We start from the raw sequence: 15,847 nt of genomic DNA, 5'->3' as shown, positions 1-15,847 counted from the left end.
GAAAAGGCACGATGCTGGCCCCCAAGTTTAAAAATCCTCAGCAAAATTAGTTCATTTTCAGCCAGTTAAATAGGTCAAGATGCGCAAGATATGGATCGCGTTAATCCCGCTGGTAGTTGCGGGTGTAGCCAATTCGGCTCAAGCCAAAGAGCTGGCCAGCAATGATCAGTACATGTGCAGTTGGGGTGCGGGCACCGCTGCAAGGGCACAGGAACTCAAGCTTGCAGGCGTTTCTTTGTATGCTGCGCGCCAGAAAATCCAGGTCTACAAGTTCGCCAAAACCTGGATGCGCATGATGGCACTTGGCATTACAGAGCAAACTTATGACAGTCCGTCGCGATTCAAACCGACTGCTGTACGGCAGAGCTTTTATGAGGACTGCGTCAGGTACAAGTTGGCACGTAAATAAACAAGAAACGGGCGCTGGTCGGATCGACCACGGTGTGGGCGTGTGACGTCTATATTGATTGACCATCCCAGCGATCCGATGGGGTGTTAAAGCCGGTTTTTTACAACTTAATCAGGAGGTCACCATGAACCAGATCGATAAAGTGTTGTACACCGCCAAAACCCACACCACCGGCGGGCGTGACGGCGCCTCCCGCAGCTCCGACGGAATCCTCGATGTGAAGCTGTCGTCGCCAGGTGCGGGCGGTGGCGGTACTAACCCTGAGCAACTGTTCTCTGCCGGATGGTCAGCCTGTTTTATCGGCGCCATGCAGGTTGCGGCCAGGGAAATGAAAGTAGCGTTGCCCAAGGATGTGGCCGTCGATGCCGAAGTCGACCTGGGCACCAATGAAGGCGGCTACCTGCTCCAGGCGCGGCTCAATGTCAGCCTGCCAGGGCTGGATCGCGAAACCGCGCAGAAAATCGTCGACACCGGGCACCAGTACTGCCCGTACTCGAAAGCCACGCGCAACAACATCAACGTCGTACTCAAGCTGGTTTGAGTTGATGTGAAAAGGTCTTGGCGAATGACATGGGTTATCGCCAAGACCTGAAAGGCTCGCCCCACAAATATTGTGGCCGACCGCGGGACTCACATTCACTGAAGATCAAACCTGTGGGAGCGAGCTTGCTCCGGGCGGCGATCCGACGATGGCGAAGTGTCAGGCGACATCGATGTCGAATGTGCTGGCCTCATCGCGAGCAAGCTCGCTCCCACAGGTTCTGTGTTTTAACTGACGGAGCAATCAATTCATCTTGCTGTGATCATGCATCATCGAGCTGTGATCCATAGTGCCAATCGCCTTGGCAACGGCTTCAACCTGAATCGACGCTTTCTCACCCCTGGCGTCTTCCACGGTCAGGGTCAGCGGCACCTTGTCGCCTTCCTTGATCTGGCCCGTCAGGTTCATGAGCATGATGTGGTAGCCGTGGGGATCGAAGCTCACCGCTTTACCGGCGGGCAGTGCGACGGCGCCCACCTGCTGCATTTTCATCACGTCGTCTTTCATGCTCATTTCATGGATCTGCACAAGCCCGGCAACCGGCGTTTGCACGCTCAGCAGTTTGCTGTCGCTGCTCGCGGTGACGGTCATGAAGGCACCGCTCGACGGCTGGCCGGCCACGGTGGCGCGGACCCAGGCGTCTTCGACCTCGGTTTGTGCCGACGCCTGAAAGGCCAGGCCGACCAGGGACAAGCCCAGCGCCAGTTGCTTGCAGCGTTGTGCGAAACGGTTTTTAGCCTGCGGGGCATTCATTTCAGCAAACCTCCATCACGGTGAGCAGGTCTTCTGCGCACTCTTGGGCCGTCAGGGACGTGGACAGTCCCAGGCGCAGAGTGCCCCGGGAGTCGAAGACATAGCTGGTCGCGGTATGGGAGAGGGTATAGGTATCGCCGCTCGGGACTTTTTCAAAAAACACGCCAAATTCCTTGGCGGTGGCAGCGGTTTCTTCCAGGGTGCCGTACAGCGCTTCAAAACTCGGGTCGAAGGCTTTTACGTATTTATCGATCATCTCTGGCGTGTCGCGCTCAGGGTCCAGGGTGATGAAGATCACCTGCAGCCTTTCGCCATCGCGACCCATCAGCTTTTTGGCCTGGGCCGCGCGGGCCAGGGTGGTCGGGCACACGGCCGGGCACTGGGTGAAACCGAAGAACACCATCGGCATCAGGCCGCGATAGCTGCCCAGCATCCGGGTTTCGCCCTGAGCGTTCTTGAGCTTGAAGTTGCGCCCCATGATCTTGTCGCTGAGGTCTTTGCCGTACTTGAACGACAGCTTGCTGCTGTCGTCGCAACCGGCGAGCAGGCCCAGGCTCAACAGGCCCATGCCTTGCAGGACCGTTCGGCGGGTATACACAGTACTCATGAAAAAAAGCATCCTGTTGAACAGGCTGAAATGACAGCGTGATGACTGTACAGACGAAAAAATCGTGGGGATGTTAACAAACTGTGTCGGTGCCGGAGGGGCGGATACGACCATTGGACCGACACAGAGGCGTGACATAGTGTCGCGCCGGAACGGGGCTTGATGATTTTGTAGGGGGGATTAACGACGCAGCTGCGCGCAATGATCCTCTTCCGGTTGTGCGGCGGTGTACCACACGTAATCCGCACTCTCGGCAGTCACGGTCTTGCCCGCTTCGGCCAGGATCAGCACCGCATTCCCTTCACCGGCACCGAGGTCTTTCAAGTGCAATGGCACCCCCAGGTCCTTGCGCACGTGGAAGGCACCGGCCAGCAGCAACGCCGGCAGAGGCGCGGCCATCAGGCGCTCCGCCATGTGCCGGTCACGCTGTTGCTGCACCGCGAGCATCGCCGGCATCTGTGCTTCGGGCAACAGACCACAATGGGATTCGCGGATGTCGTCCAGCAAGGTCGCCTGCACCTGTTGGGTGGTGGACGCTTGCCCCGTGAGTACCGGGCGCTGTTTGTAGATCTGCATGATCTGCGCGCGGTCCAGGTTCGCCGCCAGCAGCGGATACGGTTGTCGCAGCGCGTAGGTGACCAGTGCGCCATAAACACTCCAGTCCCAATTGGCCTGCCAGGCCAGCGCCGTGAACGCATCGGCCGGTGGCTGTCCGGCGCGGGTCGCGGCTTGGGCGGCATCGACCCTGGCCTGTTGATCGGGATTGAGCATTTCCATCAGCAGACTGCCCTGGGCGCGTTGTGCCGCCAGTTCGCGCAGCAACCACAGTTGCAGGGCGTGGTGGTCCGGGTTGTCGTGCTGCTCTCCGGCCAAAACACGTGGGGCAGCGGCCAGGCGTTGGACCAGTTCTTGCGGCGTCAGCGTGCGGCCCGTGGCGAGTTCACGGATGACCCCGAAGTCAGTGTGATCACGCCCTTGCGGGGCGATCGACGCCGGCAGTGGTGTAACTTGATGGGTTTGGCAGGCAGCCAACAGGCTGAATGCACAGAGCAATACAAAGCGCATCGGTTTTCCTTATTGGACAGGTGCCCCCTCGATGACAGAGGAGGGGGGCGGTATCAGCGCGCGATGATCAACGGATGGCCGCGTTCCGGATGCTGGTGGATCAGCACCTCCAACCCATAGACCGCCGCCAGCGCTTCGGCGGTCAGCACCTCGGCCGGTGGACCGTAGGCGTGGGGCAGGCCCTGTTGCAACAACAGTAGTTGATCGCAGTAACGTGCGGCCAGGTTGAGGTCGTGCAGAATCACCAGCACCGCCGCCCCGCGCTCGGCGAAATCACGCACGGCTTGCAAAATGGTGTGCTGGTGCAGCGGATCGAGCATCGACGTCGGTTCATCGAGCAGCAGGGTTTGCCCTTCGGCACCCGGCCACAGTTGAGCGAGCACCCGCGCCAGATGCACGCGCTGGCGTTCACCGCCGGACAGGGCCAGGTAACTGCGTCCGGCCAGATGAAGCGCATCGGCAGCTGAAAGCGCCTCGGCGACGATTTCGCCATCGCGCACACGGCCGCTGGCGTGAGGCAAGCGACCCATGCCCACGACTTGATTGACCGAGAAGGCAAAGTTCAGGCTCGAACTCTGCGGCAGCACGGCCAGGCGTTTGGCCCGTTCCTGATCCGGCCAGTCGGCGAGTGGACGCTCGTCGAGGCTGACCGTGCCTTCGCTGCTCGCCAGTTCGCCGCATAAAGCGGTGAGCAGGGTGCTTTTGCCGGCACCATTGGGCCCCAGCACACCGAGCACTTCACCGGGGCGCAACTCGATATCGATGTTCGCCAGTACCGTGCGGTTGCCACGACGTACCAGCAAGTTGTTTGCCCGCAGCATCAGGAACGCCCTCGTACCAGCAGATAAAGAAAGAACGGAGCGCCGATCAGTGCCGTCACGATGCCGATGGGTAATTCCGCCGGCGCCAACAGCAGGCGTGCGGCCAGGTCGGCCAGCAACAGCAGGCTGGCGCCGGCCAGCAACGACGCGGGCAGTAACACCCGGTGATCAGGACCGACCAGCAGACGCATCAGATGCGGTACCACCAAGCCGATAAAACCGATCAGGCCTGCCGCGGCGACTGCCGCGCCGACGCCGAGCGCCGTGCACAGCACCAGCTCAAGCTTGATCCGCTCGATGTCGAAGCCCAGGTGCCGGGCCTCCGACTCACCCAGCAGCATGGCATTGAGCGCCGCCGCCCGACGGGGCAACCACAGCGCCACGCCCAGGGTGACGATCAGCAACGGCCACAAGCGCAGGTAGCTGGCACCGTTGAGGCTGCCCAGGTTCCAGAACGTCAAGGTGCGCAAGGTCGCGTCATCGGCCAGGTAGGTGAACAGCCCCACGCCGGCACCGGCCATGGCCGTCATCGCCACTCCCGCCAAGAGCAGGGTGGCAACGTCGGTTTGCCCGTTGCGGCGGCCGAAGCGATACACCACCGCCGTGACAATCAAGCCACCGGCGAAGGCGCTGACCGACAGCAGATAAGGTTCGATGGCCGCTGGCATGCCGCCGAGCAGGCTGCCGCCGACGATGGCGAGCGCGGCACCGAGTGCCGCGCCACCGGAAACACCGACCAGGCCCGGATCGGCCAAGGGGTTGCGGAACAACCCCTGCATCGCCACGCCGGACAACGCCAGTACCGAACCCACGGCGATGCCGAGCAAGCTGCGCGGCAGGCGAATCTGACCGAGGATCAACTCCGCCTGCTGCGTGTCGCCACCGTCAAGTGGCAACCCGAGCAGGCGCATCCCGCCCAGCAAGGTATCGCCCAGCGGCAGGCTGACCGGCCCGAGGGCCAGGGACAGCCAGAACACCAGCACCAGCAACAGCAGCAAAAAGATCAACGTCGGACGCGGCCGAAAAATGGCCGTCATGGGTTGGTCCCGGCGGTCTGCGCTTTGGCGTTCGGGTAGAACGCCGTGGCACAGGCCGGCAGTGTCTTGATACGCATCGGGACTATTCCTTAGCCGATCAGAGGGGGTGGTGGGCATCGAAACCTTCGTAGCGGGTGATGATGCCATCGACGCCCGGCTTACGCACACGCCACGGTTCGGTCACGCCAGTGGTTTCTGATGCAGGTTGAACATTGGGGCGAGCACGCTAAATCAGGTGTCCATCCAGCGCAGGCTGTGCATTGTCATCGATCATGAGAATAACTTGTGATCATCACGATTAAAATGAGTTTGTCTCACTCGCTGGCACTGTCGACAATGGCCCCATTGAACGCATTGGAGTTATTTGACATGGCTGTGGCCCATTCCCTTGGATTTCCGCGCATTGGTCGCGACCGCGAACTGAAAAAGGCTCAAGAGGCGTTCTGGAAGGGCGAGCTCGACGAAGCCGGTCTGCGCACCGTGGGCCGCGACCTGCGCAAGACCCACTGGGACTTGCAGAAAAAGGCCGGGATCGAGCTGTTGCCGGTCGGTGACTTTGCCTGGTACGACCAGGTCCTGACCCACTCGCTGATGTTCGGTGTGATCCCTGAGCGCTTCCGCCCGCACGATGGCAAGGCCAGCCTGCAAACCCTGTTCGGCATGGCGCGCGGTGTGAGCGACAGCTGCTGCGGCGGCGCGCATGCCCAGGAAATGACCAAGTGGTTCGACACCAACTATCACTACCTCGTGCCTGAATTCAGCGCCGATCAACAATTCCAGCTCGGCTGGGATCAGCTGTTCGAAGAAGTCGAAGAGGCCCGCGCACTGGGGCACCACGTCAAGCCGGTGATCATCGGCCCGTTGACTTACCTGTGGCTGGGCAAGGTCAAGGGCGCCGAATTCGACAAGCTGGAGCTGCTGGATCGTCTGCTGCCACTGTACGGTCAAATCTTCCAGCGCCTCGCGGCACAAGGCGTTGAATGGGTACAAATCGACGAGCCGATCCTGGTCCTCGATTTGCCGCAGGACTGGAAAAACGCCTTTGAGCGMGCCTACAACCTGATTCAGCGCGACCCGCTGAAGAAGCTGGTCGCCACTTACTTCGGCGGTCTGGAAGAGAACCTGGGCCTGGCCGCCAACCTGCCGGTGGACGGTCTGCACATCGATCTGGTGCGCGCACCTGAGCAGTTCCCGACCATCCTCGACCGCCTGCCGGCCTACAAAGTGCTGTCGCTGGGCGTGGTCAACGGCCGCAACGTCTGGCGCTGCGACCTGGAAAACGCCCTGGCCACGTTGCAGTATGCTCACGAGCGTCTGGGTGATCGCCTGTGGGTCGCGCCATCCTGCTCGCTGCTGCACAGCCCGGTTGACCTGGGGCGTGAAGACAAGCTCGATGCCGAACTGAAAAGCTGGCTGGCGTTTGCCGTGCAGAAGTGTGAAGAAGTTGCGGTGCTGGCTCAGGCGGTGAATGAACCTGAAGCGCCGAAGGTGCTTGAAGCGCTGACTCGAAGCCGTGCCGTGCAGGCCAGCCGTGCTGCGTCGCCGCGCATCCACAAACCGGCCGTGCAGGCACGTGTTGCCGCGATCACCGCCAAGGACAGCCAGCGTCATTCGCTGTTTGCCCAGCGTATCGAGAAGCAACGCGCCGGTTTGAACCTGCCGCTGTTCCCGACCACCACCATCGGTTCGTTCCCGCAAACCGCGTCGATCCGTCTGGCTCGCCAGTCGTTCAAGCAAGGCAAACTGACCGAAGCCGAATACACCGAAGCGATGCACAGCGAGATCCGTCACGCCGTGCAAGTGCAGGAACACCTGGGCCTGGACGTGCTGGTGCACGGTGAAGCCGAGCGTAACGACATGGTCGAGTACTTCGCCGAGCAACTCGACGGCTACGTGTTCACCCGTTTCGGTTGGGTCCAGAGCTACGGTTCGCGCTGTGTGAAACCGGCGGTGATCTTCGGCGACCTGAGCCGTCCGAACGCCATGACCGTGGAGTGGATCCGCTACGCCCAAGGCCTCACCGACAAAGTGATGAAGGGCATGCTGACCGGTCCTGTGACCATGCTGATGTGGTCGTTCCCGCGCGAAGACGTGAGCCGCGAAGTGCAGGCCCGCCAACTGGCCCTGGCGATTCGCGACGAAGTGGTGGACCTGGAAGCCGCCGGGATCAAGATCGTGCAGATCGACGAAGCCGCGTTCCGCGAAGGCTTGCCGTTGCGCCGGGCGCAGTGGCAGCACTACCTGGACTGGGCGACCGAAGTGTTCCGCCTGTGCGCCTGCGGCGTGCGTGACGAAACCCAGATCCACACCCACATGTGCTACAGCGAATTCAATGATGTGATCGAGTCCATCGCCGCCATGGATGCCGACGTGATCACCATCGAAACCTCGCGCTCGGACATGGAACTGCTGGATGCGTTCGAAGCCTTCGCTTACCCCAACGAAATCGGCCCGGGCGTGTATGACATCCACTCGCCACGGGTGCCGGACTCCGCGGAAATGGCCAACCTGCTGCGCAAGGCCGCCAAGCGTATTCCCGCCGACCGCCTGTGGGTCAACCCGGACTGCGGCCTGAAGACCCGCGGCTGGCCGGAAACCGAAGCGGCGCTGGTGCACATGGTCAATGCGGCGCGCCAGCTGCGTAAAGAGTGGGCCTGACGCTTTAGTGGGGGTGGCACTGAAACCTGTGGGAGCGAGCTTGCTCGCGATGGCGGCGTGACAGCCACCGACGAAGTGACTACCAGACCGCTATCGCGAGCAAGTCGGATCGCCGCACCGTCGCTCCCACAGTGATTTGGGTGGTTCGCAGATTTTGCGTACAGCCGCCGCTTCTACAGGAATTGCATGACAGTCAGCACCTGTATGCAGGCATTGAAAGCCAATCACCGCCGCGGCTCGGCCACCAACAGCAACGACTGCGGCACAGGGCTTTGCGGGTGCTGCGGCTCCTGCAAGCCGGCTAGCGCAAAACCCGCCATGTCCAGCGCATTGAGCCAGCTGGACAGGGTGCGGAAATACCACGGCATGGGCTGCCACTGCCCCTTGAACCCGGCGAAGGTCTCTTCCCGCCAGCCATCCTGATAGTCGCCCGCCGCAGCTGCCCATGGATGCAACGTCTGGATCACCAGTGCACCGCCAGGAGCGAGCAGGACGTTCATGGCGGCGAGCAGAGGGATGATGTCCTGATGCAGCAGGGCAAAATTGGCGCAGATCAGGTCGTAGTCGCGGCCGATGTCGACTTTCGCTTCGGCCAACGCTTCATAACTCGCCACATGCACCTTCGACGAACCCGCCGCTTGCGCCGCCTCCACCAGCGTCACGTCGCCATCCACACCCACCGCGTCAATGGCCCGTTCAGCCAGCGCGCGCAACAACCAGCCTTCGCCGCAACCCAGGTCGAGTACACGCTCGGGCTGACGACCCAGCACCGCCAGCAGAATGGCCTGGTCGGTGACCTTGAGGCGGCTTTCGATGGTGCCGCTGCGGATGGCGTCGATCCAGGCCTGGGCGTTGTGGTGCCAGCTGTCGAGGAGGATGGATTCGGGGGCTGACATGGTCGATGTCCGGCGTGATGGCTTGGATGAAAGGATAGGGCAACCGAAGGTTAACGGTGGAGCCGGTTTTTACCCGGCTCCACCGACTGCGCGTGGCTAGGCGCTTTTGGTGGCTGCCAAATGATAGGCAACCAACGCGTTGGCGTGGCCATGACCCATGCCGTGTTCGGCTTTGAGCCAGGTCACCATCTCCATGTGTTTCTTGTCGCTGACGGTTTTAAGCAGATCCAGCCAATGGGTGATCGGCTGACCGTACTTTTTTTCGATTGACGGGAAGTACGAAGCCGGTCCTTTGGTTTTTGTCTCTTCGGTCACGATGCAAACTCCCTTTTCGATTTTCCAGGTTCGAAAGCAGCGCCGGTTACGTTACTTATTTGCCGTCAACGAGTCTATCGTCCGAGAGACGAAGCAAGGGGGACTTGAGCATGGCGTGGCATCCGTTCTTGTTCTTGAGCGCAGGTTTGCGGGCTCTATCGATGAGTACCGCAGCGGTGAACTGAATATGAGTTTTGTCGACGTGGCCCAGGCTCAGTTGTTCCGCACTCAACATGAGATCGATCAGGGCGAGGGTAAACTGTGTGCACAGGGTCATGCCTGGGGCTTCAACGATTCCAGCTATTTCTCTACAGCGTTCAAGGTCCGCTTCGGTGTTTCTCCTGACGAATACCGTAAGTGCTACATCAATGCCTCGTTTGAAACTCTGTGGGCGGGCGCGTTTTTTCCCAGTTGCACGAACTGAGCAGCACACTCCCTCAAACATCACCGCCAACAACGTAGTGGGTACCTTCGTCGCCATCTACAGCCTCACCACCGAATGCCATCCGACTATCAAGATTACCGTCCGTCGTCTTTATTTGAATTCAAAAGCCCAGTTCAAAAAAAGAACCTTTAAAAAATAAGAAATTTCTTACTCCGTCCTACAAAAGTCTGAGTGCGGTGCTATTCGGGCTGTTTCAGTTTGGAGTCAATTTTGATGTGGGTTTTTAAATGCTTATGGATATCTGTGAATGTGATGCGATTTTTTAAACTTGAAGTAAACGAAAAGCGAACCGGATATCTTGCGCGAATCTTCCTGAAATATTGAGTGAAAGTTCCTACATCAAAAAAAATGACCTCTTGCGCCAAGTTCTGAAAATTACTAAATATAGAGGTGTCACTAATTCTGGTGGCGCTTCCTCTAACTGCGAGTAATCACTGATGAATAGCGAAAATTTTGGAGACGTTCTTTATTTTGGCGATGAGTTTGAATACGGCTCATGTCCACATATGGCTGGAGGCTCCGGTAGTCAAGGTGGATGTGGAGGTAGTGGTGGATGTGGGGGTGGGGGAGGTTGTAAAGGTGGAAGTGGCGGTAGCGGTGGTAGCGGCGGGAATGCTGTAACTACCCAAGTATCCTCCGACAACGACTGATAACTCATCGAACATGGCTTTTCTGGTCTTGGCCAGAAAAGCCATGCAAAGGATCTGCGTAATGATCAATATACAAAGTTATGAAATTCTTAATTTTCCTGCTGGTAATTTGGTGGTTTCAAAAAGAGGGGTATCGAAGATAAGCTCGCCACCATTGCTGGCGGCCCTGACTAAATTAAAGAGCTATAAAAATATTTCAAAGGATGAGTTCAATGAAATTTTGTCGGAGCATGGTTTGAATCCAGAGGCCGCTTATGAGTTTTTAGAAAAAACACTCTCCATCAGGGAAAACGTTGGTGGCGTGTATTTTGAAAAAACGATCGTGGCCCATGATTGGAGTGAAAATAGCGACTTTGAAGAGTTGTTGAGAAGTGAAATTGATACTCCGCTGGAAGTAAGAAATATCTCAGAATCGCTCAAGGATGTTGTTTTGGGTAAGAAGTATTACATAGTTGTCGCTTGCATGAACTATGATTATGATTTTATAAAGAAAATATACTTCGATCTTGTAAGTGTGGCGCCGGACAGCGCGATCAGTGTTTGTTATCGTACGGGTAATTCTTACTGCATTAGTCAACCATATTTGCCGAAAGTCGGAAATCCATGTCATTTTTGTAGCATAGACAGGCTGATAAACTATGAAGAGTATCACAGTAGCAGGAGTACTTGGTCAAAGCTCCTGCAGTTTTGCAAAAGCAAGCATATAGCAGTTCCTACCAGTCCGCTAAATATTCTGCAGCGATCTTTGGTTGTTGGTGCGATTATTAATAAAATAAAGTTGCTAGCGAGTCTTGATGGCGAATGTCGCTATCAAGATAATATACTTCAAGACTCTTACATTGATTTTAATGGTAATTTTGTGAGAGATGTCCCGGTTTCTCACTGGCATATGTGCGACTGCCTGAGGATGCAGGGATGAAATATATACCCCATGACTACTATCTAAAGTTTATGAGTTCAACTGTTCATGCAGAGACTCTGGATTTTCATGCAAAGGGAAATTATACGATTCACGACGCGTTCAAACATGCTACTCGTCTCCACAATGTCGGCGATGAGCAGCTTGCCAAATTGACCGGGAATGAACTTAGGCTTTACCCAGATCTTAATTTGGTTCTTCCAGTTCGCTCTCAATTAAATAGGGATTCGATTGTTTGTCGTAATGAATCTTGTGAAGCTTTTTCTAGCGCAAATATAGATTTTTCCAAGGTCGAAAAACTAATCTCCCCTATGCTTTCATTAAGAGAGGATAGTTATAAGCGTGGATACCCAAGCGGCGGTGCGCTATATCCAGTTGAAGTGTTTGTTTGTTCTCTCATGGAAGATGAGAAAAGTTGGCCCTGTCCTGAAAAAATATTGCATTTACTACCGCAGTCGAGAGGGTTTGAAGTAATGCAGGATACACAAAATATCCATGACCTTAAAAATGCAATTTTGTCTGCTCCAGGAAATATTGGTACACCGCGTATAGCAATAGTTTATGCCGTCTACATACCTAAAACGCTGTTCAAATACAGGTATCGAGGGTACAGACTTGCGCTAATGGAGGTCGGATCAATTTATATGCTCATCGAATTGCAAGCTAAAAAGCTTGGGTTGCGATGCAGGTTGTGGTCCGCGTACACAGACACGATGCTGAGTAAGGCAATAGGTCTTAATCCAACGCTTTTCTTTCCTATGTGTGTGCACTTTATTGGTGAACAATGTGATCCTATATAACTCTAGTTACTACTCATCGTTACCAGGGGCTCTGATTTGTCAGCCGGCCTGTTTACTATCTCTTCCATTTTCCGTTGAAGTGGAAGATCCGTGGTTAAACGGAGGGTCTGGAATAGGAAACGGTTCAACTTCTATAAAGGCGGCGCTAGGTGAGTACTTTGAAAGACGACATTTTTATATGGAGGTTAAGTCTGACGTAATGGGGGATATCAATCATTCATTGACGAGATTGGAAGCTAGCAAATTTATCTATGCTTTTTCTCAAACTAATGAGAGTAATTTGACATCCGCACAGCTTGCCAAACATTCATATAATTTGACGGAGGTGTTGCGCGTATCGGATTTTTCTTGTTGTCACATACCTACCGCATGTATTTCTCTTAATTATCATAAAATCGAAAGTGAAAATGCAATATATCCTCTGCGAGATACCTGTGGTTGTAGTTTTCATTATCGATTTGAAGATGCAGTATTTGGGTCAATAAAGGAATATTTGGAAAGGCAGTTTCTAGCAAGATTTTGGCTCACAAAAGAATGCGTTCGATTAATTTCGGAGTCTGATATCAAAGTGGCCCTGAGCGAAAGTCGCGTTAGTATGTTATACGGCGCACTATGTAAGTCAGGTGAGATTACGATCATCGATATATCTGATCCTGATTATCCCGGTTCATGTTTGCTGGCTGTTTACGGTCAAAAGGATAGCAAACGTCATGTTAGGTACTGCGCCGGTATGTCGTATGCAGAAACGCAAAGCGCCGCACTTGAAAAGTCGATCCATGAATTGTGGCAAACCTACAGATTTATTGATTTGTTTCGAGCTACTGAGAGTGATGTCGAGGAAGTTGAAGATTCGTATTTAAAATATTTTTTAAGCTGCAATACTTATGAAACATACAAAGAGATAATTTCTGTCAAATCTCGTGGCTTCGACACATCAGAGTCATCGCTTGATTTTAGCTTGTCTGGTCTTTTGGCTACGCTAAAGTCTCAGCAGATTGATGGTTATCTCTATATTAATTCTCTTGCTATGCATAGCGGTTTGTATTTTTTCTGCAAGTTTGTTTCTCCCGATTTATTTCTGCATATGAATAACTCTAGGGGGATAAATTTCCGAAATAAATACTCTGAAAAATTTTTGAGTCAGATACTTTCTGAGCGGAAAAAAATTATGGTTCCATTCCCATGAAAAGGTGACCTATGTCAAATTTTACAATACCAAGATCTTTCGCACTTGCGCGGTTATTTATGAAAGAGCAGCTAAAAGAACCTGTTGCGCTCTTTTGGATAATTGTCTCCCCAGCAGCAACCTATTATTTGCTGGCTTACTCCAGGGGAGGATTTTCTCCTTCGGACATTAGCTATCTAGAAAGCACTTCCTGGTTTTACTCTTATATTTCTTCAAGTGTCGCTTTTTTTGGCTTCTCCTTTTATATCGTGGGTAGAAGGGAAAGCGGATTTATTAGGTCGTTTGTATATGCGTTCGAAGCGAGGCTGATATTTATGTTKGCACAGTTTTTTGCTTATTCGCTTATTGCTTTGATTTACTGTACCGCTTTCTATACGTTGACCTGTTTTCCTTTTGGGGACTTTGATATGGCTGAGCTCTTATTGATTTTTTCTCGGTTTTATATCTGCTATGTGCTGTTTTGTGTGCTCGGGATTTTGTTGAGCTTGTTGCCTGTAAATTTTCAGAACGCCAATACCGTTTTCTCAATAACGTCATTTGGGATGCTTGCGTCAGGTATTCTCAGTATTCACGGCTCGCACCCYGCAATCGATTTTGTCAATGTATTTAATCCACTGTATGTTGCGAATGAAATTATGACTGGAGGTTTTGAAAAACACTCCATTCTGATATTTGGAATTCTAATTTCATTTGTTTTGGTCTTTTTGTTGTCGCTACGATTTATGCGCGTAAATCCAGTGTGGAGTCGATATTAATGGGCATTATTAAAGCTAAATCACTTTGCTTCGGGTTTTCTGAAAAAACAATATTCAATGATGCATCTATCAATGTGGTTCCAGGCTGTATTACCGGTCTACTAGGTCCAAACGGTTCCGGAAAGACAACGTTTTTCGATATTGTGTGTGGCCTGAAAAAGCCGAGTGAAGGACAGCTTGTCAATAGTTTTGTCAGCCGGCTTTATCTATCGCAGACAATCATGACTCCCCCCGTGCTGCGTATGTTCGATATCTTTAAAATGACAACTTTGCTTTGCTCTTCGAACCGAATATCGCAAGAGCAGGCTTTGAAAAAACTCGCTGTGTGGAGCCCAGAAATAGTTGAGCGATATAAGGAAATCTGGATAAAAAAATCTTCCGTGTGTAGTTACGGTGAAAAACGTTGGTTCTTTACTCTATCGTTGCTGGCCGTCGATGCAGATCTGGTGATACTGGATGAACCCACCGCTGGAGTTGATCCTGAATTCAGACATTATATTTGGAAGTGTTTGCGTGGAGCTGCTAATGAAGGAGCGGCGATTCTAGTGTCATCCCATAACATTGAGGAGGTAGCAAGCAATTGCGATAACTTCTACATGATCAGCGAACAACAGTTTAAACCGTTCAGTTCAGGCAAGGAGTTCATGAGTCGCTACGACGCAAGCACACTGGACGAAGCTTTTATCCGTGCGGCTGCCGCACCCGGGTTCACGGCACCTTCTGTTCAAAAGTAATGACAAGGTCACACGTATTTAGCCAGTACAGGTGCCGATCGCGCAAACGCGTAATCGTCTTATCAATTGATCAATTTGGCACAACCGCCAATACAACTGGTACGCAGGGAAAAACCTGCGCACCGCTGGAAATCGTCGAGCGCACCGTGCAGTCGTCGCACAAGGCGTTCAAGTCTGCCGTGTGAACGAGCATCACACGGCAGGCGGTTTCGCCAGTTCAATCCCCGCGGCACCCAGCCGCTTGAGAATCTCGAACAGCAGCTCGCTTTTGATCGCGCCAACGGTGCGTGGGCTGCCGACATAACCGGTGATGGTCAAGGTGATGCCTTCAGGTTTCAGCTGACTGAAACGCAAAAATGGCACCGGTTTATCGAGAATGGATTCATGCTCGGTGTAGGTGTCCATCAGCAGGTTTTGCACCAGCTCCGGATCGATATCCAACGGGAACATCAGTTCGAGTATCACCACGCCCTGGGCGCTGCCGCCGAGGGTGACGTTGCGCAGGTTCTGCGAAATCAGGTGGGAGTTGGGCACGATCATGATCGAGCGGTCGGCCAGTTGTATTTCCGTGGCCCGCACGTTGATTCGGCGAATGTCGCCTTCGACGCCACTGATACTGATCAGGTCGCCGACTTTCACCGGGCGCTCGGTCAGCAGGATCAGGCCGGAGATGAAATTCTTCACGATCTCCTGAAGGCCGAAGCCGATACCCACGGACAGGGCACTGACGATCCAGGCCAGGTTGGTCCACTTGATCCCCAGCGACGCCAGCGTGAGCRGGACGACGGACACGTAGCCGATGTTGGCGAACAGGGTGCTCAGCGAGGCGCACATGCCCGGGTCCATCTCGGTTTTCGGCAGGAACTCGTTATCCAGCCAGCGCCGTAATGAGCGAATCAGGTAGATGCCGATCACCAGGGCGAGGATGGCATTGACCAGGTTGTCCGGGACGATGTTCAGTTTGCGCAGCCCTTCGCCGCCGAGTATGGCCACGGTGCCGGTGACCAGTTGCCCGAGCGTCGTCCCCACGCCGCCGACAAACAAGGCAATGATGCCGATCAGCAGGAGGATGGCGCGGCCTGCCCCGGACAACACGGTGCAGATCTGCTCCAGGCGCGGATTGCCGATGCCCAGCAGCTGTTTGATGGTCTTGCCGGCGGGTTGCCGGGGCGAAAAAACGTAGTCGCAGGTGTCCTGGTAAACCTGTGTGAGCAGGTAGAAACCGGCGAAGATGATGAATATCCAGACCAATTCAT

General features: G+C 54.4%; 15 protein-coding genes and 2 pseudogenes. 8 read left to right on the top strand and 9 right to left on the bottom strand.

Going from position 1 to position 15,847, the window contains the following annotated elements:
• Nucleotides 1-79 precede the first annotated feature (79 nt).
• Both AC1DXW_RS22400 and AC1DXW_RS22395 read left to right on the top strand, forming a co-directional pair.
• On the top strand, nucleotides 80-409 hold the full coding sequence (locus AC1DXW_RS22400) for a hypothetical protein (protein WP_477752762.1): 330 nt from the start codon (nucleotides 80-82) through the stop codon (nucleotides 407-409).
• Between the two features lie 124 nt (nucleotides 410-533).
• On the top strand, nucleotides 534-950 hold the full coding sequence (locus tag AC1DXW_RS22395; protein ID WP_007991821.1) for an organic hydroperoxide resistance protein: 417 nt from the start codon (nucleotides 534-536) through the stop codon (nucleotides 948-950).
• Nucleotides 951-1,193: 243 nt separating this feature from the next.
• Here the strand turns inward: AC1DXW_RS22395 and AC1DXW_RS22390 are convergent, their stop codons facing one another.
• From AC1DXW_RS22390 to AC1DXW_RS22365, 6 genes and pseudogenes are all read right to left on the bottom strand, one after another.
• A complete protein-coding gene (locus AC1DXW_RS22390) occupies nucleotides 1,194-1,703 on the bottom strand; it encodes a copper chaperone PCu(A)C (protein ID WP_477752761.1) in 510 nt (169 codons plus the stop codon).
• Nucleotide 1,704: 1 nt separating this feature from the next.
• The gene (locus AC1DXW_RS22385; protein ID WP_477752760.1) at nucleotides 1,705-2,310 is read right to left on the bottom strand and encodes an SCO family protein; all 606 of its coding nucleotides are present in this window, start codon (nucleotides 2,308-2,310) and stop codon (nucleotides 1,705-1,707) included.
• 180 nt (nucleotides 2,311-2,490) lie between these two features.
• Nucleotides 2,491-3,375 carry a ChaN family lipoprotein gene (locus AC1DXW_RS22380; RefSeq protein ID WP_477752759.1) on the bottom strand — a complete coding sequence of 295 codons (885 nt, stop codon included), beginning with the start codon at nucleotides 3,373-3,375 and terminating at the stop codon, nucleotides 2,491-2,493.
• 53 nt (nucleotides 3,376-3,428) lie between these two features.
• A complete protein-coding gene (locus AC1DXW_RS22375) occupies nucleotides 3,429-4,196 on the bottom strand; it encodes a heme ABC transporter ATP-binding protein (protein ID WP_477752758.1) in 768 nt (255 codons plus the stop codon).
• The gene (locus AC1DXW_RS22370) at nucleotides 4,196-5,179 is read right to left on the bottom strand and encodes a FecCD family ABC transporter permease (RefSeq protein WP_477752798.1); all 984 of its coding nucleotides are present in this window, start codon (nucleotides 5,177-5,179) and stop codon (nucleotides 4,196-4,198) included. Before AC1DXW_RS22370 ends, AC1DXW_RS22375 begins: the two co-directional genes overlap by 1 nt.
• Before the next feature lie 166 nt (nucleotides 5,180-5,345).
• Nucleotides 5,346-5,488, bottom strand: a pseudogene (locus AC1DXW_RS22365) (hemin-degrading factor); the annotation flags it as partial.
• Between the two features lie 114 nt (nucleotides 5,489-5,602).
• On the opposite strand from AC1DXW_RS22365, the gene metE reads away from it, so the two are divergent.
• Nucleotides 5,603-7,891, top strand: coding sequence for a 5-methyltetrahydropteroyltriglutamate--homocysteine S-methyltransferase (gene metE, locus AC1DXW_RS22360; RefSeq protein WP_477752757.1), 2,289 nt, complete (start codon nucleotides 5,603-5,605; stop codon nucleotides 7,889-7,891).
• A 224-nt stretch (nucleotides 7,892-8,115) separates the two neighbouring features.
• Here the strand turns inward: metE and AC1DXW_RS22355 are convergent, their stop codons facing one another.
• Nucleotides 8,116-8,787, bottom strand: coding sequence for a class I SAM-dependent methyltransferase (locus AC1DXW_RS22355; protein WP_477752756.1), 672 nt, complete (start codon nucleotides 8,785-8,787; stop codon nucleotides 8,116-8,118).
• Between the two features lie 96 nt (nucleotides 8,788-8,883).
• On the bottom strand, nucleotides 8,884-9,102 hold the full coding sequence (locus AC1DXW_RS22350; protein WP_223463933.1) for a DUF4287 domain-containing protein: 219 nt from the start codon (nucleotides 9,100-9,102) through the stop codon (nucleotides 8,884-8,886).
• 250 nt (nucleotides 9,103-9,352) lie between these two features.
• Here AC1DXW_RS22350 and AC1DXW_RS22345 point away from each other — a divergent pair.
• The 5 genes and pseudogenes from AC1DXW_RS22345 to AC1DXW_RS22325 all read left to right on the top strand — a co-directional run.
• Nucleotides 9,353-9,526: pseudogene (locus AC1DXW_RS22345) on the top strand (AraC family transcriptional regulator); the annotation flags it as partial.
• 732 nt (nucleotides 9,527-10,258) lie between these two features.
• Nucleotides 10,259-11,116, top strand: a complete 858-nt coding sequence (locus tag AC1DXW_RS22340; RefSeq protein WP_477752755.1) for an McbB family protein — start codon at nucleotides 10,259-10,261, stop codon at nucleotides 11,114-11,116.
• A complete protein-coding gene (locus AC1DXW_RS22335) occupies nucleotides 11,113-11,916 on the top strand; it encodes a nitroreductase family protein (protein ID WP_477760464.1) in 804 nt (267 codons plus the stop codon). The genes AC1DXW_RS22340 and AC1DXW_RS22335 overlap by 4 nt, the downstream gene beginning before the upstream one ends.
• Nucleotides 11,903-13,102: a YcaO-like family protein gene (locus AC1DXW_RS22330; protein ID WP_477760463.1), complete on the top strand. Its 1,200-nt coding sequence runs from the start codon at nucleotides 11,903-11,905 to the stop codon at nucleotides 13,100-13,102. Before AC1DXW_RS22335 ends, AC1DXW_RS22330 begins: the two co-directional genes overlap by 14 nt.
• 754 nt (nucleotides 13,103-13,856) lie before the next feature.
• Complete coding sequence (locus tag AC1DXW_RS22325; protein ID WP_477760462.1) at nucleotides 13,857-14,591, top strand: AAA family ATPase; 735 nt, start codon at nucleotides 13,857-13,859, stop codon at nucleotides 14,589-14,591.
• Nucleotides 14,592-14,783: 192 nt separating this feature from the next.
• Here the strand turns inward: AC1DXW_RS22325 and AC1DXW_RS22320 are convergent.
• Nucleotides 14,784-15,847: mechanosensitive ion channel family protein (locus AC1DXW_RS22320; RefSeq protein WP_477760461.1), on the bottom strand; the 1,064-nt coding region annotated here is incomplete at its 5' end.

Source organism: Pseudomonas sp. P4_C4 (assembly GCF_056402055.1).
This window is presented reverse-complemented; position numbering and strand designations above follow the sequence as displayed.